The sequence below is a fragment of the Pedococcus cremeus genome, from assembly GCF_900111375.1.
Classification (GTDB): Bacteria; Actinomycetota; Actinomycetes; order Actinomycetales; family Dermatophilaceae; genus Pedococcus_A; species Pedococcus_A cremeus.
In genome coordinates this window covers 419538-436452 of record NZ_FOHB01000002.1, presented here as the reverse complement: position 1 = coordinate 436452, position 16915 = coordinate 419538, and the positions used below count along the sequence as shown (strand labels likewise).

General features: G+C 73.0%; 18 protein-coding genes. 2 read left to right on the top strand and 16 right to left on the bottom strand.

Annotated elements, in window-relative coordinates; genetic code table 11:
* Window positions 1-12 precede the first annotated feature (12 nt).
* From ruvA to pdxT, 4 genes are all read right to left on the bottom strand, one after another.
* A complete protein-coding gene (gene ruvA / locus BMW78_RS05620) occupies window positions 13-627 on the bottom strand; it encodes a Holliday junction branch migration protein RuvA (RefSeq protein WP_091757220.1) in 615 nt (204 codons plus the stop codon).
* The gene (ruvC, locus tag BMW78_RS05615) at window positions 624-1235 is read right to left on the bottom strand and encodes a crossover junction endodeoxyribonuclease RuvC (RefSeq protein ID WP_091757219.1); all 612 of its coding nucleotides are present in this window, start codon (window positions 1233-1235) and stop codon (window positions 624-626) included. The genes ruvA and ruvC overlap by 4 nt, the downstream gene beginning before the upstream one ends.
* Window positions 1236-1327: 92 nt before the next feature.
* Window positions 1328-2089, bottom strand: a complete 762-nt coding sequence (locus BMW78_RS05610; RefSeq protein ID WP_091757217.1) for a YebC/PmpR family DNA-binding transcriptional regulator — start codon at window positions 2087-2089, stop codon at window positions 1328-1330.
* An 80-nt stretch (window positions 2090-2169) separates the two neighbouring features.
* Window positions 2170-2805 carry a pyridoxal 5'-phosphate synthase glutaminase subunit PdxT gene (pdxT, locus tag BMW78_RS05605; protein ID WP_091757215.1) on the bottom strand — a complete coding sequence of 212 codons (636 nt, stop codon included), beginning with the start codon at window positions 2803-2805 and terminating at the stop codon, window positions 2170-2172.
* A 55-nt stretch (window positions 2806-2860) separates the two neighbouring features.
* On the opposite strand from pdxT, the gene kynU reads away from it, so the two are divergent.
* Complete coding sequence (gene kynU / locus BMW78_RS05600) at window positions 2861-4096, top strand: kynureninase (protein WP_091757213.1); 1236 nt, start codon at window positions 2861-2863, stop codon at window positions 4094-4096.
* A 19-nt stretch (window positions 4097-4115) separates the two neighbouring features.
* Here kynU and BMW78_RS05595 read toward each other — a convergent pair whose 3' ends face one another.
* The 8 genes from BMW78_RS05595 to thrS form a co-directional block, all read right to left on the bottom strand.
* Window positions 4116-4331 carry a hypothetical protein gene (locus tag BMW78_RS05595; protein WP_091757212.1) on the bottom strand — a complete coding sequence of 72 codons (216 nt, stop codon included), beginning with the start codon at window positions 4329-4331 and terminating at the stop codon, window positions 4116-4118.
* 195 nt (window positions 4332-4526) lie between these two features.
* Window positions 4527-5441 carry a pyridoxal 5'-phosphate synthase lyase subunit PdxS gene (pdxS, locus tag BMW78_RS05590; protein ID WP_091757210.1) on the bottom strand — a complete coding sequence of 305 codons (915 nt, stop codon included), beginning with the start codon at window positions 5439-5441 and terminating at the stop codon, window positions 4527-4529.
* A gap of 119 nt (window positions 5442-5560) precedes the next feature.
* Window positions 5561-6142 (bottom strand): hypothetical protein, encoded by a 582-nt coding sequence (locus BMW78_RS05585; protein WP_091757208.1) that lies wholly within the window; start codon window positions 6140-6142, stop codon window positions 5561-5563.
* An 11-nt stretch (window positions 6143-6153) separates the two neighbouring features.
* Window positions 6154-7344: a glycosyltransferase family 4 protein gene (locus BMW78_RS05580; protein WP_091757207.1), complete on the bottom strand. Its 1191-nt coding sequence runs from the start codon at window positions 7342-7344 to the stop codon at window positions 6154-6156.
* Window positions 7345-7382: 38 nt separating this feature from the next.
* On the bottom strand, window positions 7383-8333 hold the full coding sequence (locus BMW78_RS05575; RefSeq protein WP_091757206.1) for a phosphatidylinositol mannoside acyltransferase: 951 nt from the start codon (window positions 8331-8333) through the stop codon (window positions 7383-7385).
* Entirely contained in the window at window positions 8330-8941 is a 612-nt protein-coding gene (pgsA, locus tag BMW78_RS05570; RefSeq protein ID WP_091757204.1) for a phosphatidylinositol phosphate synthase, read from the bottom strand. The genes BMW78_RS05575 and pgsA overlap by 4 nt, the downstream gene beginning before the upstream one ends.
* Window positions 8942-8974: 33 nt before the next feature.
* Window positions 8975-9583: an HIT family protein gene (locus BMW78_RS05565; RefSeq protein ID WP_091757202.1), complete on the bottom strand. Its 609-nt coding sequence runs from the start codon at window positions 9581-9583 to the stop codon at window positions 8975-8977.
* Window positions 9583-11556, bottom strand: coding sequence for a threonine--tRNA ligase (gene thrS / locus BMW78_RS05560; protein WP_091757201.1), 1974 nt, complete (start codon window positions 11554-11556; stop codon window positions 9583-9585). The genes BMW78_RS05565 and thrS overlap by 1 nt, the downstream gene beginning before the upstream one ends.
* 200 nt (window positions 11557-11756) lie before the next feature.
* On the opposite strand from thrS, the gene BMW78_RS05555 reads away from it, so the two are divergent.
* Window positions 11757-12041: an SHOCT domain-containing protein gene (locus BMW78_RS05555; protein ID WP_245735677.1), complete on the top strand. Its 285-nt coding sequence runs from the start codon at window positions 11757-11759 to the stop codon at window positions 12039-12041.
* On the opposite strand, the gene BMW78_RS05550 is transcribed toward BMW78_RS05555, so the two are convergent.
* The 4 genes from BMW78_RS05550 to BMW78_RS05535 form a co-directional block, all read right to left on the bottom strand.
* A complete protein-coding gene (locus BMW78_RS05550) occupies window positions 12038-13297 on the bottom strand; it encodes an FUSC family protein (RefSeq protein WP_091757197.1) in 1260 nt (419 codons plus the stop codon). The genes BMW78_RS05555 and BMW78_RS05550 overlap by 4 nt on opposite strands.
* Before the next feature lie 61 nt (window positions 13298-13358).
* Window positions 13359-14228 carry a MaoC/PaaZ C-terminal domain-containing protein gene (locus BMW78_RS05545; RefSeq protein ID WP_091757195.1) on the bottom strand — a complete coding sequence of 290 codons (870 nt, stop codon included), beginning with the start codon at window positions 14226-14228 and terminating at the stop codon, window positions 13359-13361.
* A 1-nt stretch (window position 14229) separates the two neighbouring features.
* Window positions 14230-15570, bottom strand: coding sequence for a 3-oxoacyl-ACP reductase (locus BMW78_RS05540; protein ID WP_091757193.1), 1341 nt, complete (start codon window positions 15568-15570; stop codon window positions 14230-14232).
* A 1-nt stretch (window position 15571) separates the two neighbouring features.
* On the bottom strand, window positions 15572-16876 hold the full coding sequence (locus BMW78_RS05535) for an acetyl-CoA C-acetyltransferase (RefSeq protein WP_091757191.1): 1305 nt from the start codon (window positions 16874-16876) through the stop codon (window positions 15572-15574).
* Window positions 16877-16915: the final 39 nt, after the last annotated feature.

Below are 16915 nucleotides of genomic sequence, written 5' to 3'. Positions count from 1 at the left end.
CAGGAGGCACGGCTACCTCCCGAGCTCGCGCAGCGCGGCGCGCAGCATCTCGGAGACGTTGGGCGTGCCGCCGTCACCCTCCGCACCCGCACCGTCTGCGACGCGGGTGACGGCGTCGTCGGCCTGCTTCGCCGACCAGCCGAGGCCGACCAGCGCCTCGCTGACCTGCTCGCGCCACAGGGAGGCGGCCGGTGCCGCGGGCGCCGCCGCACCGGGCACACCGGTGGGCACCCCGATCTTGTCGCGCAGCTCGAGCACCATCCGCTCGGCGCCCTTCTTGCCGATGCCGGGCACCCTGGTCAGGGCTGCGATGTCCGAGCCGCTGATGGCGGCGCGGATGCGGTCGGGTGGCATGACCGAGAGCATGGCCAGCGCCAGGCGGGGCCCCACCCCCGACACCGTCTGCACCTGCTCGAACATGTCACGCTCGTCGTCGCCGCCGAAGCCGTAGAGCGTCAGGGAGTCCTCGCGCACCACGAGGGTCGTCGACAGCGCGGCCTCCTGGCCCCGTCGCACCGCAGCGGCCGTGCCGGGCGTGGTGTGCACGAGCATGCCGACGCCACCGACCTCGACGACGACGCGGTCGAGTCCCGCGTGCAGCACGGCGCCGCGGACGGAGGCGATCACCGGGCCACCGCCCGCTCGGAGGAGACCGCCCCGGAGGTGACCGCCCCGGAGGTGACCGCCCCGGGGGTGACCGGCCGTTCGGAGTTGACGGCCCTGAGCCGGGCCCGCTCGGAGGCGGCAGCCAGGGCGAGCCGGTGCTCGCCGCCTCCACGCCAGTGGTGGCAGATGGCCAGGGCCAGGGCGTCGGCGGCATCCGCGGGTTTCGGCGCCACCTCCAGCCGCAGGATGCGGGTGACCATGGCCGTCACCTGGGCCTTGTCGGCCCGGCCGGAGCCGGTGACCGCGGCCTTGACCTCGGTGGGCGTGTGGAGCACGACCGGCAGGCCACGGCGTGCCCCCGCGAGGAGAGCGATCGCCGACGCCTGCGCGGTGGTCATGACGGTGGGCACGTGGTCGGTCGCGTAGACCCGCTCGAGCGCGATGGCGTCGGGCTCGAAGCGGTCGAGCCAGTGGTCGAGCTGGTCCTGCAGGTAGGCCAGCCGCTCCCCCGTGTCACGGCCGGCGGGGGTGCGCACGACACCCACGGCCACCATGGCGAGGGTGCCGGTGCCCTCGACGACCCCGAGGCCGCAGCGGGTCAGGCCGGGGTCGACGCCGAGAACGCGCACGCTGACAACTCCTCCACATCCGAACAGGTGTTCGGTCGAACGCTACACAGCGCCGGGACGGACGCCGCGCACCAACACGCGCGTCCCCCGCGTCACTCGTCCGCTTCGAGCTCCGCCAGCACGTCGTCGGGGATGTCGCCGTTGGCGAAGACGTCCTGCACGTCGTCGGAGTCCTCGAGGGCCTCGATGACGCGGATCATCTTGCGCGCGCCGTCGGCGTCGAGCGGCACCTGCAGGTTGGGCACCCACGAGGCCTCGGCCGAGTCGTACTCGATGCCGGCGTCCTGCAGCGCGGTGCGGACGGCCACGACGTCGGTCGCCTCCGAGACGATCTCCCAGGTGTCGCCGTTGTCGTTGACCTCGTCGGCCCCGGCGTCGAGCACGACCTCGAGGATGTCGTCCTCGCCCTGGCCCTCGGTCTTGGGCACGATGACGACGCCCTTGCGGTCGAAGACGTAGGCGACCGAGCCCGGGTCGGCCAGCTGGCCGCCGTTGCGGGTGAGGGCCGTGCGGACCTCGGCCGCAGCCCGGTTGCGGTTGTCGGTGAGGCACTCGATGAGGATCGCCACCCCGCCGGGCGCGTAGCCCTCGTAGGTGATGGTCTGCCAGTCGGCGCCGCCGGCGGTGGCGCCGCTGCCGCGCTTGACCGCGTTGTCGATGTTGTTGTTGGGGACGGAGGACTTCTTCGCCTTCTGGATGGCGTCGTAGAGCGTCGGGTTGCCCGCGGGGTCGCCGCCGCCGGTGCGGGCCGCGACCTCGATGTTCTTGATCAGCTTGGCGAAGAGCTTGCCGCGCTTGGCGTCGATCGCAGCCTTCTTGTGCTTGGTGGTCGCCCATTTGGAATGGCCGCTCATCGCTTCTCCTTCTGGTGCTGGATCGTGGTGGCGCTCCGCGCCGGTGCCGAAAAGACCGGAGGCGATCCTACTGAGTGCCCCTACCGGGTGGTCGCGCGCGCCCCTGCGCGGGCGTCGCGCACCATCTGCACGAACAGCTGGTGGAACCGGTGGTCGCCGGTGACCTCGGGGTGGAACGAGGTCGCCAGCAGCCGGCCCTGGCGCACGGCCACCACGCGTCCGGCGGCGGGTCCCTGCTCGACCGTCGCGAGTACCTCGACATCGGGGCCGCACTCCTCCACCCAGGGCGCCCGGATGAAGACCGCCCGCATCGGGGCGCCACCGATCGCGTGGATGTGCAGGTCCTCCTCGAAGGAGTCGACCTGCCGCCCGAAGGCGTTGCGGCGCACGGTGATGTCGATGCCGCCCAGCGTCTCCTGGTCGGCCCGCCCACCGGTGATCCGGTCGGCCAGCATGATCATGCCGGCGCACGAGCCGTAGACCGGCAGGCCCTCGTCGATGCGCTGACGGATCGGGTCGCGCAGCTCGAAGATCCGCACGAGCTTGTCGATGGTCGTGGACTCCCCACCGGGGATGACGAGGCCGTCCACCGCGGCCACCTCGGAGGGGCGTCGCACGGTGGTGGCGCGGGCACCTGCCTGCTCCACGGCATACAGGTGCTCGCGCACGTCTCCCTGCACCGCGAGGACGCCGATGAGCGGCTGGCTGTCGGTCACCCCAGAAGGTTAGGGCCCCTGACGAAGCGGGCCCTCGCTGGGCTAGGTTGCGGCCATGTCCGACCTGACCGAACGCGCGCGGCAGCTCGACGCCACGCACGCGCACACCGACCGACGCAGCCAGTTCCGCATCCCCGAGGACGTCATCTACCTCGACGGCAACTCCCTCGGCGCGCTTTCCACCGCGGCCGCGGAGACCGCGGCCGACGTGGTCTCGCGCCAGTGGGGCGGGCAGCTCATCCGGGCCTGGAACGAGTCCGACTGGTGGGGCGCCCCCGAGCGCGTCGGCGACACGATCGGCGCGCTCGTCGGCGCCGCGCCGGGGCAGGTGGTCGTCACCGACTCGACGTCGGTCAACCTCTTCAAGGTCGTGGTCGCTGCCTCCCGGATGCGGCCCGGGCGCAGCACCGTGCTCACCGACCCCGACTCCTTCCCCACCGACCTCTACATCACCCGCTCGGCCGCCGACCTGCTCGGCCTGACCGTCGAGCTGGTGCCGGTGGCGGAGGCGGCCGGCCGGATCGCCGAGCTGGGCTCGTCGCTGGCGCTGGCGTCCTACTCGCACGTCGACTACCGCACGGGCGAGCTGTGGGACCTGGAGGCGCTGACCCGGGCGGCCCACGACGTCGGGGCGCTGGCCTGCTGGGACCTGTGCCACTCGGCCGGCGTCGTCCCGGTCGGCCTGGACGACGGCGGCGCCGACTTCGCGATCGGCTGCGGCTACAAGTACCTCAGCGGCGGGCCCGGGGCGCCGTCGTTCGTCTACGTCGCCCAGCGGCACCTCGCCGACTTCGACAGCCCGCTGACGGGGTGGCAGGGGCACGCGAGCCCGTTCGCCATGTCGCGCGACTACGAGCCGGCCGCGAGCATCACCCGCGCCCGGGTGGGCACCGCTCCCCTGATCTCGCTGCTCACCCTGGAGGCGGCCCTCACGGCGTTCGACGGGCTCGACCTCCAGGAGGTGCGCCGGCGCTCGCTGTCGCTGACCGGCTTCTTCCTCGAGTGCCTCGGGGCCCTGGGCGTCGACCTGCCGCTGGCCACCCCGCGCGAGGACGAGCACCGCGGCTCACAGGTGAGCCTGCGGCACCCCGAGGCGTATGCCGTGGTGCAGGCCCTCATCGCCCGTGGCGTCATCGGCGACTTCCGGGAGCCCGACATCGTGCGGCTGGGCTTCGCACCGCTCTACCTCTCGCACGCCGACGCGCTCGCCGCCGCGGAGCACGTGGCCGCAGTGCTGCGGGACAAGGAGTACGAGCGGCCCGAGTTCCGGACCCGGGCGGCCGTCACCTGACGGTGCCCTCCCCCGGCGGTCAGGGCCTGACCGTCGCCCCCGACAGCGCCAGCGCGGCGAGGAACTCCTCGGCGTACTGGCGCTGTCGCCGTTCCCGGGCCTCGCTCGCCCACAGGCGGCTGATCCGCTCGCGGCTGACGGTGACGTGGACCGTGCCGGTGGCCGGGGACTCGAGCTCGACGTCGCTGCTGGCGAAGTACCCGAGCAGCGTCGCGGAGACCTCCGCGGCCGGCACCGACCACAGGACGTGGGGGGTGCCCTCGGGGATGAACGACAGGCGCCCGTCCGCGAGGCCCAGGGCGCCATGGACCCCGGTGAGCGCCGGGAACCGGCGGCGTCCGGAGACGACGCGGGCCTGCCACGTGTCCTGTGGCAGGCCCGCGTCGGGGCCGGACGGAGCCGGCGGTGGCGTGGTGGCCAGGGCCGTCTCCTACCAGCCGCGCTCGGCCAGGCGGTGCGGCTCCGGGATCTCGTCGACGTTGATGCCGACCATGGCCTCGCCCAGACCGCGCGAGACCTTGGCGATGACGTCGGGGTCGTCGTAGAAGGTCGTGGCCTTGACGATCGCCTCGGCGCGCTGGGCCGGGTTGCCGGACTTGAAGATGCCGGAGCCGACGAAGACACCCTCGGCGCCGAGCTGCATCATCATCGCGGCGTCGGCGGGGGTGGCGATGCCGCCCGCGGTGAACAGCACGACGGGGAGCTTGCCGGCCTGCGCGACCTCCTTGACCAGCTCGTACGGCGCCTGCAGCTCCTTGGCCGCGACGTAGAGCTCGTCCTCGGGCAGGTTCTGGAGGCGGCGGATCTGCTGGCGGATCTGGCGCATGTGGGTGGTGGCGTTGGAGACGTCACCGGTCCCGGCCTCGCCCTTGGAGCGGATCATGGCCGCGCCCTCGGTGATGCGGCGCAGGGCCTCACCGAGGTTGGTGGCGCCACAGACGAAGGGAACGGTGAACGCCCACTTGTCGATGTGGTTGGCGTAGTCGGCCGGGGTCAGCACCTCGGACTCGTCGATGTAGTCGACACCCAGGGACTGCAGCACCTGGGCCTCGACGAAGTGGCCGATGCGGGCCTTGGCCATGACCGGGATGGAGACGGCCTCGATGATGCCGTCGACCATGTCGGGGTCGGACATGCGGGACACGCCGCCCTGGGCGCGGATGTCGGCGGGGACGCGCTCGAGCGCCATCACGGCGACGGCGCCGGCGTCCTCGGCGATCTTGGCCTGCTCGGGGGTGACCACGTCCATGATCACGCCGCCCTTGAGCATCTCGGCCATGCCGCGCTTGACGCGGGAGGTGCCGGTGGCCGGCTGGGCAGCGGTGGTGGTGGCGTCGGAGGACATGCTGGTGCTCCAGATCGTTTTTCGGGGCGCAGCGCAGGAGTCGCGCTTCGTCCACATGCTAGTTCCTGCGACGGCGTGGTCGGCCACGGCGTCCGCCACCCGCGCACCGCAGCAGGCAGCTACTCGCGCACCGTCGGCGGAAGCTCGTCGTCGAACTCGATCGTCTGGGGCAGCTCGGCGTGCCCGGCCAGCCGGAACCAGCGCACGACCGCCTTGCGGCGGACCCGTTGGACGTCCTTGACGGCGTCGTTGTGGAAGCGCCGCGCCAGCTGCACGCGCACGGCGGCGGCGCGGACCCGTCCGAGGGCGGCCACGCCCGCTTCCCCGGGCACCCGGCGCACCTCCTCGACGGCCTGCGGCGACAGGGCGATCTGCAGCGCCTCGGTGAGGTCGCTCTCGATCAGCTCGCGCCCGGCGAAGGTCTGCCCCTCGAGCAGGTCATCGCCGGCGCGCTCGTTGTGCGCCTCCAGGGACTCCGAGGCCGCGCCGGCCAGGATGAGGGCGCTCGCCGGGTCGAGCCCACCGGAGTTGACGAGCTCGAGGGTCGCCTCCGCCCGGCGCACCAGCTGGGCGTCGAGGGCGGACAGTGCCCCCTCGACGCGGGAGTGCAGCCGGTCGAGCCGGGCCGCGCTGTAGGACAGGTACCAGGCGATGCCCAGCAGCAGCGCGACCACGACCACGCCCCAGGTCAGTCCGTCCATGCCAGCCCCTGTCAGTCGTCCGACGGCCGCGACAGGCCGCGCAGCATGCGGGTCCAACGGGTGTCACCGCTCGTGTCGGCGCGCACCCCACCGGCCCCGTGGGTCACCGTCTCGTAGACCGCCATGACCTCCTCGGCCACCACGGACCAGTCGAACTGGCGGGCCCGCCGGCGCCCCTCCTCGGCCAGGGCGGCCCGGGCGGCCGGGTCACCGACCAGTCGCACCACCTCGTGGGTGAGCGCGGTGGTGTCCTCGCTGCGGAAGGTCGCCCCGGCGCGTCCGCCGTCGAGCACCCGCAGGAAGGCGGGCAGGTCGCTGGCCACCACCGGGGCACCGGCGCTCATCGCCTCCACGAGCACGATCCCGAAGCTCTCGCCGCCGGTGTGCGGGGCGACGTAGAGGTCGACGGAGGCCAGCAACGAGGCCTTGTCGGCGTCGCTGACCGCCCCGAGGAACTCCGTCGCCTTGAGCACCTCGGGAACCATCCTGGCCCGGGCCGCCTCGGCGTCCCCCGGGCCCACGACCAGCAGGCGGGCCCCCGGGTAGGCCTCGAGCACCCCCGGCATGGCGGCGGCCAGGACCTGCAGGCCCTTGCGGGGCTCGTCGATCCGCCCGAGGAAGGCCAGCGTCGGCGCACCCTCGGCTCCCTGCCACTGCGGCCGAGGCACTGCGGTGGCGAACCGGTCGACGTTGACGCCGTTGGGGATCACGACGGCGTCGCCGCCGACGTGGGTCGTGACGGTGCGGCGGGCGTCCTCGGAGACGGCGATCCGTCCGGCGATCTTCTCCAGGCTCGGGCGCAGCAGCGGGTAGGCCGCCTGCATGGCCCGCGAGCGGATGTTCGAGGTGTGGAAGGTCGCCACGATGGGGCCCTCGGCGGCCCACAGCGCGAGCAGCGAGATGCTGGGGGTCACCGGCTCGTGCAGGTGCACCACGTCGAACTCGCCGCGGTCGACCCAGCGACCGACCCGCGCGGCCGTCACCGGCCCGAAGCTCAGCCGGGCGACCGACCCGTTGTAGCGCACGGGGACGGTGCGGCCGACCGACTCGAGGTAGCCGGGGAGCGCGGTGTCGTGGTCGGCCGGCGCCAGCACCGAGACGTGGTGGCCCTGCCCGATGAGGTGCTCGGCGAGGTCGCGGACGTGGAACTGCACCCCACCCGGCACGTCGAACGAGTAGGGGCAGACGATGCCGATCCTCATCGTGACCGCCTCATCATGACCGCCTCATCGTGCCCACCTCATCGTGACCGCCTCACGGCGACACCGCCGGGGGTGCGCTCGTCGAGGTCCTCGACGAACACCCGCTGCAGCATGTGCCAGTCCTCGGTGTGCTCGCGGATCGCGCCGCCGAGGGCGTCGGCGCACTGCTGCGTCATGGCGGTCGCCCGCTCTCGCGTGGTGCCCTGCTTGGGGTCGCACACCCGCTCGTGGAAGGTGATGACGATGCGCCGGTGCCACGCGCTGCCGGGCACGAGCTCGTAGCGGATCGACACCGGGTGCAGCGCCGCTCCCGTGGCCAGCGCCAGGGCCGCGGGGCCGGCCGCCATGCGCGCCGGGTGGCCGCACAGGTCGACCTCGATGCCCCGGGCCGTCAGGTCGCGGTCCGCGAGCAGGGGCATGATCACCGGCTTCGTGAGGTGCGAGCGGAGCTGCGCGAAGACGTCTCCCCCGCCGGTCAGCGGCAGGATCGTCATGCCGAGCGACTCCCGGAAGGCGAGGAACTCGGCATACACCTCCTCCGGCTCCAGGCGCTCGGCGACGGTGACCACGGGGCCCAGCTCGCGGGCGCCCCAGGCCCCCGCGGTGTCCCAGTTGCCCATGTGGCCGAGGAAGCAGACCACCGCCCGGCCCTGCGCCAGCTCATCGCGGACGGCGCCGTCACCGACGACGCGCACCCCGCGGGCGACGTCGTCCGCGCTGCGGTCCGGCAGTCGGAAGGCCTCGCAGTAGTAGCGCATGTAGCTGCGCATGCCGCGGCGCACCAGTGCGTCGAGCTCGGCGTCGCCGAGCTCGGGGCGCACCCGGGCGTAGTTGGAGCGCAGGCGCCGGACGCCCGAGCCTCCCCGAGCCGTGGCGAGGTCGGCGATCCGGTCGAAGAGCGCGTATGCCGCCCGCTCGGGCAGCCGTCGGACGGCGCCCCACCCGAGGCGGAAGCCGGCGACGGCGACGACGTCGCCGATGCGGCTCACGCGCGGCTCAGGGCCTGCCGGCGCACGGTCAGCACGCGCTGGCACACCGTGATGAAGCTCGCGACGGCGAGCAGCGCCAGCACGACGGTCAGGAGCACCTCCGGCACGCCCAGACCCACCAGGCCGGTCGCGACCAAGACGGCCACGAGCCGGTCGGCGCGCTCGGCGATGCCGACGTTGGCGGTCATGCCCAGGCCCTCGGCGCGGGCCTTCGAGTAGGACACGACGCTGCCGAGGATGAGGCAGGCCAGCGCCAGGGCGGCCATCAGGGTGTCGCGGCCGTCCCCGGCGTACCAGAGCACGAGGCCGCCGAAGATGGCCGCGTCACCGACCCGGTCGAGGGTGGAGTCGAGGTAGGCGCCCCAGTTGCCCGAGCGGTTCGACATCCGCGCCATGATCCCGTCGAGGGTGTCCGAGAACACGAACGCCGTGATGACGATGGTCCCCCAGAAGAACTCGTGGCGGGGGTAGAAGGCCAGGGCCCCGACGCAGACGCCGAGAGTCCCCACCAGGGTCACGACGTCCGGGCTCACGCCCAGCTTGAGCAGCAGCCGGGCGAGCGGGGTGAAGACCTTGGTGAAGAAGGCACGGGCGTATCGGTTCAGCATGGTGGCCTCAGGGTATCGACGGCAGCCGGCGGCTCAGCGCGGCCACGCGGCAACGAGCTGCTGGCGGACGTCCTCGAGCAGCATGGGCAGCGCCTTGGTCTGCGCGATCACGGGCAGGAAGTTGGCGTCCCCGCCCCAACGGGGCACCACGTGCTGGTGCAGGTGGGCCTGCACGCCCGCACCGGCGACGGCCCCCTGGTTCATGCCGATGTTGAACCCCATGGGCGACGACGCGGCGGTCAGGGCCGCGATGGCTGTCCGGGTCAGGGCGGTGAACTCGGCGGTCTCCTCCTCGTCGAGGTCGACGTAGAGGGCGACGTGGCGGTAGGGGCAGACGAGCACGTGACCGGGGTTGTAGGGGAAGAGGTTCATCACGACGTAGCAGTGCTCGCCGCGGTGGACGATGAGCCCCTCGGCATCGTCGGCGCGTTGGGGGGCGAGGCAGAACGGGCAGCCCTCCCCCGCCTCCTTGCTGGGTCGCTCGCCCCGGATGTAGGCCATCCGGTGCGGTGTCCAGAGCCGCTCGAAGCCGTCCTCGGCCGCCGCGAACTCGCGCGCCAGCTCGGGGAACACCCGCAGCCTGGCCTCGTGCTCCTCCTGGCTCTCGCCCGGACGGCGCGGGAACTGCTCCTCGTCGGCCATCAGACCTGGACCCGGGCCTCGACCGCCTGGACGATCTCGGCGACCGCCTCGTCGAGGGGGACGCCGTTCTTCTGCGACCCGTCGCGGTAGCGGAACGACACCGCGCCGGCGGAGCGGTCGTCCTCACCGGCGATGAGCACGAACGGCACCTTGGCCTTGCTGGCGTTGCGGATCTTCTTCGGGAAGCGGTCGTCGCTCTCGTCGACCTCGACCCGGATGCCCCGCTCGCGCAGCCTCGCCGCGACCTCCGCGAGGTAGCCGTTGTACTCCTCGGCCACCGGGATGCCAAGGACCTGCACCGGCGAGAGCCAGGGCGGGAAGGCGCCGGCGTAGTGCTCGACGAGCACGCCGAAGAAGCGCTCGATGGAGCCGAACTTCGCCGAGTGGATCATGACCGGCTGCTGGCGCGAGCCGTCGGCCGCCTGGTACTCCAGCTCGAAGCCCGCCGGCTGGTTGAAGTCGTACTGGATCGTCGACATCTGCCAGGTGCGGCCGATGGCGTCACGGATCTGGACCGAGATCTTGGGGCCGTAGAACGCGGCACCGCCGGGGTCGGCCACGAGCTCGAGCCCCGTGTCGGTCGCGGCCTGCTCCAGGACGCGGGTGGCCTCCGCCCACTGCTCGTCGCTGCCGATGAACTTGTCCGACTCGTCGCGGGTCGACAGCTCGAGGTAGTAGTCGTCGAGCCCGAAGTCCTTGAGCAGGCCGAGCACGAAGGACAGCAGGTGCTTGATCTCGGCCGGCGCCTGCTCGGGGGTCACGTAGGAGTGCGAGTCGTCCTGGGTCAGGCCGCGGACGCGGGTCAGCCCGTGGACGACACCCGACTTCTCGTAGCGGTAGACCGACCCGAACTCGAAGAAGCGCAGCGGCAGCTCACGGTAGGAACGCCCGCGCGACCTGAAGATCAGGTTGTGCATCGGGCAGTTCATGGCCTTGAGGTAGTAGCTGCTCCCCTCCATCTCCATGGGCGGGAACATGGTGTCGGCGTAGTACGGCAGGTGTCCGGAGGTCTCGAAGAGACCCTGCTTGGTGATGTGCGGGGTCCCGACGTACTGGAAGCCCTCCTCGATGTGCCGCCGACGGACGTAGTCCTCCATCTCGCGCTTGATGACCCCGCCCTTGGGGTGGAAGACCACCAGGCCGGAGCCGATCTCGTCGGGGAAGCTGAACAGGTCGAGCTCGGCGCCGAGCTTGCGGTGGTCGCGCTTCTCGGCCTCGGCGAGGCGGTCGAGGTAGGCCTTGAGGTCGTCCTTGCTGGGCCAGGCGGTGCCGTAGATGCGCTGCAGCTGGGGGTTCTTCTCGGAGCCGCGCCAGTAGGCGGCCGCGCTGCGCATGAGCTTGAAGGCGTTGCCGATGAGCTTGGTCGACGGGATGTGCGGGCCGCGGCACAGGTCGCCCCAGGCCACGGTGCCGTCGCGGCGCAGGTTGTCGTAGACGGTCAGCTGCGCGCCGCCGACCTCGACGTTCGCGCCCTCGGCGGCCTCCCCAGCGGCACCGCCCTTGAGCCCGATGAGCTCGCACTTGTAGGGCTCGTCCTTCAGCTCGGCCAGCGCCTCGTCGTCGGAGATCTCGCGCCGCACGAAGGTCTGCCCCTCGTTGATGATGCGCTGCATCACCTTCTCGAGCTGCTTGAGGTCGTCGGGGTTGAAGGGCTCCTCGACGTCGAAGTCGTAGTAGAACCCGTCCTTGACCGGCGGCCCGATGCCCAGCTTGGCCTTGGGGTTGACCTGCTGCACGGCCTGGGCGAGCACGTGGGCGGCCGAGTGCCGCAGCACGTTCAGCCCGTCCTCCTCGTCGATGCGCACCGGCTCGACGGTGTCGCCCTCGGAGAGCGGGTGGCTGAGGTCGCGGAGCTCGCCGTTGACGCGGGCCACGACGACGGCGCGGTCGTCGCCGAACAGGTCGGCGGGCGTGGTCTGCTCGGCCACCGCTCGCTCGCTTCCGGCGACGTGGACGGTGATCTGCGCAGACACGGTGGTGGCTCCTCGGGCGGTCTTCACGGGGTGGTGCTTCGACGGTATGCCGCGTGCGCGGGCGAGCGCCGTGGCGTCACGATGCTATCGGCCGGGAAGGAGCCGCTGCGCGGCAGTTCCACGGTGGCCGTCCTGCACCGGCGACGGCACGGGCCCAATGGCCCTGCCGGTCCCCGGGGCGTCGGATCCACGCTGGCCCCATGTGGGACGACGGCGGATGGGGCATGTGGGGGATGCGTGGAGGTGGCGGCTGGTGGGGCCTGCTGGTGATGGCCGGCCTGCTGGTCCTGGTCGTCGGGGGCGCCGTGCTGCTCGCGGTGTGGATGGCCCGCACCTCCGGCAGCGGCACCACGCCGCCGGGTCCGGCTCCCCACATCGACACGGGGGTGTCACCGGCGGACCGGTTGCTCGACGAGCGGTACGCCCGCGGTGAGATCGACGAGCAGGAGTACCTCCACCGTCGGGCGGTGCTGCGCGGACGCTAGGCGTCCTGGCCGGTCACGCCCATCTGCTTGAGCCGGTCCTGCAGGGGAAGGCGGATCGGCCCGCTGTCCGTGGGCACGGCCGCCTCCTCCTTCTTGGCCGAGAGCTCACGCGCCAGGCGCTGGCCGTCGAGGATGAGCGCGCCGTAGGCGGGCCACGCCTGGGGGTCGTCGAGCGGGGTCTCGCGGACCCAGGCGCCGAGCTCGTCGAGCACCTCCAGGCCGGCGCGAAGGTGCCGGTCGACCTCGGCCTTCTCCTCGCCGTCGCGCAGGCCGAAGTGGTCGATGGCGCGGCCGATGGCCTCCAGCGCCTCGGCGTACCGCTCCAGGAACCCCTCCGACGGGACCGGGAGCCGCTCGGCCTCGTCGGCGGCGTCGACGAGGGTGCGGGCGATGCCGGAGACCTGCCACTGGGAGCGCCGCACCGTCTCGACGGTGCGCGCGTAACCGGCCCAGTCGATGTCGACCGGCCGCAGGTCGTGCCGCGGGTTGAGGCGCGTGCTCTCCCGGCCGGTCTCGATCGACTCGAGCACCTCGGGCGCGGTGCGCACGATCTCGGTGCTGGTGTCGTACCAGCGCCGGGCCTCGTCGGCGTCCCAGCCCTCACGCAGGCCGGTCGCCATGTCGTCGAGCAGGCGGCGCACCCGCGCGGTCAGCGACCGCACGGCGTCGCGCGGCTGCTGGATGTGCAGCGGGGCGAGCACGACCGCGTTGACCGCGACGCCGATGACGCCTCCGAGCACGGTCTCGACGATCGTCAGGTACGTGAACTCGGTGTCGGTGCCGTGCACGGTGAGCAGCGAGAGCAGCACGAGGGTGGGCACCTGGAGCCCGTGGTCGCCCAGCCGGCGCCAGCGCCCCAGCAGCAGGGCCACGAGCATGACCGGGACCATCGTCCACCAGGTCACGCCCACGAGTGAGCCGACCAGCCAGGCCACGCTCATGCCGAGCACCACGGCGGCGATCCGCTGGGCGCTCGCCCCCAGCGACCGCACCATCGTCTCGTCCACGACCAGCAGGGCCGCCAGCGGGGCGTAGAACGGCTGCGGGCTGTCGAGCAGGTGCACGGCAGCCTGCCAGGCGACCACGGTGGCGATCGCCGCCTTCGCCAGCAACAAGCCGGTGTCGCGTTCCGGTCCGGGGTGCGCGAAGGCCCGGCGGCTCGTGCGGACCCAGCCGGCCACCGTCTGCGCCACCCGGTCGCTGGCACGGCGGTGCCAGACGACCTCCTCGGCTGTGTCATCCCCGGATCTGCTCATCCGAGCCACGGTACCGGCGGGTCCTCACTCGCGGGCCGCCCGGTGGGTGGCGGGAAGCCGACTACCGGATCGGCCGCCAGTCCAGCACGAGGTGCTCGACCTCCCCGTCCCGGCTGGTCAGCCCGGCGACGACCTCTCCCCCGGCGTGGCGCTCCACGGCGAGCGCCACGGTCCCGGGCAGGAGCAAGGGCTTGCGAAACCACACACGGGATGTCGAGGGCCCGCTGGTGGCGGGTCCGAGCGCGGCCAGGACGCGGGCGGTGCTGTACATCCCGTGGGCGATGGCACGCGGGAAACCCATGGCCCGGGCCGTCAGCCGGTGCAGGTGGATGGGGTTCACGTCGCCGCTGACGGCGGCATACCGGCGACCGGTGTCACCGGGGAGGCGCCAGACCGCTGCGGGCTCCCCCGCCGGCATCTCCGGTGAGGGTGCCGGCCGGGCGACGTCGTGCGAGCGGCCCTTGCGCAGGTAGGTGCTGCGGCCGTGCCAGGCCTGCTCCCCGGCGACCGTGACCTCGGTGACGAGGTCGACGAGCAGGCCCCTGGGGTGCTCGCGCAGGTGCTCGGCCCGCACGGTGAGCTCGAGGACGTCGTCGGCGGTGAGCGGCCGGTGCACGGTGATGGTGTTCTCGAGGTGCACCAGGCCGGGCAGAGCGAGCGGGAAGTCGCGGCGCGCCATGAGCTCGGTCTGCAGCGGGAAGCCGAGCACCTGCGGCCACGTGTGGGGCAGCACGTCCCCGGCCGGGAAGCCGCAGAGGTGCTGGTAGAGCAACAGGCGGTCGCGGTCGACGCGCACGTCGGACAGCCGCAGCGCCCGTTCGGGCAGCGGCCCGCTGCCGCTGCGCCCCCGCGCCGTCAGGGCGGCCGTGGCGTAGAGCCGGGGCAGCGAGGGGGGCTGCTGGAGCGTCTCGACCTCGACGTCAGGCTCCACGTCAGGCCCCCAGCAGGCTCTGGCCGCAGACGCGCACGACGTTGCCGTTGACGCCGGCGCTGGCGTCCTGGGCGAGCCACGCGATGGTCTCCGCGACGTCGACGGGCAGGCCGCCCTGCGACAGCGAGTTCATCAGCCGGCCGACCTCACGCGTGGCGAACGGGATGCGGGAGGTCATCTCGGTCTCGATGAACCCGGGAGCCACCGCGTTGACGGTGATGCGGCGGCGCCGCAGGCCCTGGTCGTCGCGCAGGGCCTGCACCAGGCCGATGAGCCCCGCCTTCGACGCGGCGTAGTTGCTCTGGCCGCGGTTGCCCGCGATGCCGGACATCGACGACACGACCACGACGCGTCCGCCGTCGCGCAGCCCGCCGTCGGCGAGCAGCGCCTCGTTCATGCGCAGCACCGACAGCAGGTTGACCTCGACGACCGAGGCCCACCGCTGCTCGTCGGTGTTGGCCAGCAGCCGGTCGCGGGTGATGCCCGCGTTGTGCACGACGATGTCGAGGCCACCGTGCCGGGCCCTGGCGTGCTCGAGGATCCGTTCCCCCGCGTCGGGGACCGTGACATCGAGCTGGAGCGCGGTGCCGCCGACCCGGTTGGCGGTGCGGGCCAGCGCCTCTCCCGCAGCCGGGACGTCGACGCACACGAGCGTGGCCCCGTCGCGGGCCAGCACGTCGGCGATGGCCGCGCCGATGCCGCGGGCGGCACCCGTGACCACGGCCACCTTGCCGTCGAGCGGCCTGCGCCAGTCGGCGGGAGCCGCGGCCTCGCCGCCGGTCACCTCCACGACCTGGGCGTCGACGTAGGCCGAGCGGCCGGACAGCAGGAAGCGCAGGGTGCTGTCGACGCCTGAGTCGGCGCCGTCGGACACCAGCACGAGGTTGGCGGTGGCGCCGGCCCGCAGCTCCTTGCCGATCGAACGGGTGACGCCCTCCAGCGCGCGGCGAGCGGCCGCCTGGGCGGGGGTGGCGGCCTCGCGGGGCGGCCGGCCCAGCACGACGACCCGCCCGCTCGGGGCCAGGGAGCGCAGCGCCGGACCGACGAGCGCACGCAGCGACTCGAGGTCCTCGGGCGACTCGACCGCGGTCAGGTCGGCCACGACGGCCGACACGCGCTGGCCCTCCGCGACCTCCCCGACCGCCGTGACTGCCTCGTCGGCGAGCACGGCACGGACCCGGTCCAGCAGCGGGGTGCCACCGTGGCCGCCGACGAGGACGGCGCCGTCCACGAGCGGCGCGTCCACGGCATACCGGCGCAGCCTCACGGGGCGCGGCAGCCCGAGCTGGGCGGCGAGCTTCTTGCCCACCGCCGTGTTGACGAAGGAGGCATACCCGGCCATGTCAGGCCGCCTCGAGGATCGCCATGACGCCCTGGCCGCCGGCGGCGCAGACCGACACCAGCCCGCGGGCCCCGGGGCCCTTCTCGCTCAGCATCTTTGACAGCGAGGCGACGATGCGCCCGCCGGTGGCGGCGAACGGGTGGCCCGCGGCCAGCGACGACCCGTGCACGTTGAGGCGGCTGCGGTCGAGCGAGCCGACCGGCTTGGCCAGGCCCAGCCGCTCGCGGCAGAACTCCTCGTCCTCCCAGGCGGCCAGGGTCGCGAGCACCGTGGAGGCGAAGGCTTCGTGGATCTCGACGAGGTCGAAGTCCTGCAGCGTCATGCCCTGCCGCTCGAGCAGGCGGGGCAGCGCGTAGGCCGGCGCCATGAGCAGGCCCTCGTCGCCGGTGACGTAGTCGACCGCCGCGGTCTGGGCGTCGACGACGTGTGCCAGCACCGGGAGGCCTCGCTCGGCCGCCCACTCGTCGGTGCCGAGCAGCACCACGGAGGCCCCGTCGGTCAGCGGCGTGCTGTTGCCGGCGGTCATGGTGGCGCCCTCGCCACGTCCGAAGACCGGCTTCAGCTTCGCGAGCTTCTCGACGGAGGAGTCCGGCCGCAGGTTCTCGTCGCGGGTCACGCCCAGGAACGGCGTGACCAGGTCGTCGAAGAAGCCGCTCTCCCAGGCGGCGGCGAGGTTGCGGTGGCTGGCGGCGGCCAGCTCGTCCTGCGCCTCCCGGGTGATGCCCCAGCGCTTGGCCGTCTGGGCCATGTGCTCGCCCATCGAGAGGCCGGTGCGCGGCTCGACGTTGCGCGGGATCTCGGGCACCACGTGGCTGGGACGCAGGCCGGCGAGCGCCTTGGCCCGCTGCCCGGAGGTCTTGGCCCGGTTGAGCTGGAGCAGCGTCTCGCGCAGGCCCTCGCTCACGGCGATGGGGGCGTCCGAGGCGGTGTCGGTGCCCCCGGCGATGCCGCAGTCGACCTGCCCAAGGGCCACCTTGTTGGCGACGAGGATGGCGGCCTCGAGCCCGGTGCCGCAGGCCTGCTGCACGTCGTAGGCGGGCGTGTGCGCCGACAGGCTCGAGCCGAGCACCGCCTCGCGGGTGAGGTTGAAGTCGCGGCTGTGCTTGAGCACCGCACCGGCCGCCACCTCCCCGACCTGCTCGCCGGCCAGGCCGTGCCGGGCCACCAGGCCCTCGAGCGCGGCGGTGAGCATGTCCTGGTTGGAGGCGTGGGCATAGCTGCCGTTCGCGCGGGCGAAGGGGATGCGGTTGCCCCCGATGACCGCGGCGCGGCGCGGCAGGGAGGTCGGCTGGGACGTCGTCGCCACGGAGGGCTCCTCGTGCTGGTCGGTGCTGGGCAGTTACTG

What these genes read in the sequence shown, in the direction of transcription:
- BMW78_RS05540 (WP_091757193.1), bottom strand. Translation starts at nt 15,570, where the DNA reads ATGGCCGGGTATGCCTCCTTCGTCAACACGGCGGTGGGCAAGAAGCTC.
- pgsA (WP_091757204.1), bottom strand. Translation starts at nt 8,941, where the DNA reads ATGCTGAACCGATACGCCCGTGCCTTCTTCACCAAGGTCTTCACCCCG.
- BMW78_RS05565 (WP_091757202.1), bottom strand. Translation starts at nt 9,583, where the DNA reads ATGGCCGACGAGGAGCAGTTCCCGCGCCGTCCGGGCGAGAGCCAGGAG.
- BMW78_RS05550 (WP_091757197.1), bottom strand. Translation starts at nt 13,297, where the DNA reads ATGAGCAGATCCGGGGATGACACAGCCGAGGAGGTCGTCTGGCACCGC.
- pdxS (WP_091757210.1), bottom strand. Translation starts at nt 5,441, where the DNA reads ATGTCCTCCGACGCCACCACCACCGCTGCCCAGCCGGCCACCGGCACC.
- BMW78_RS05580 (WP_091757207.1), bottom strand. Translation starts at nt 7,344, where the DNA reads ATGAGGATCGGCATCGTCTGCCCCTACTCGTTCGACGTGCCGGGTGGG.
- kynU (WP_091757213.1), top strand. Translation starts at nt 2,861, where the DNA reads ATGTCCGACCTGACCGAACGCGCGCGGCAGCTCGACGCCACGCACGCG.
- BMW78_RS05555 (WP_245735677.1), top strand. Translation starts at nt 11,757, where the DNA reads ATGTGGGACGACGGCGGATGGGGCATGTGGGGGATGCGTGGAGGTGGC.
- BMW78_RS05585 (WP_091757208.1), bottom strand. Translation starts at nt 6,142, where the DNA reads ATGGACGGACTGACCTGGGGCGTGGTCGTGGTCGCGCTGCTGCTGGGC.
- BMW78_RS05610 (WP_091757217.1), bottom strand. Translation starts at nt 2,089, where the DNA reads ATGAGCGGCCATTCCAAATGGGCGACCACCAAGCACAAGAAGGCTGCG.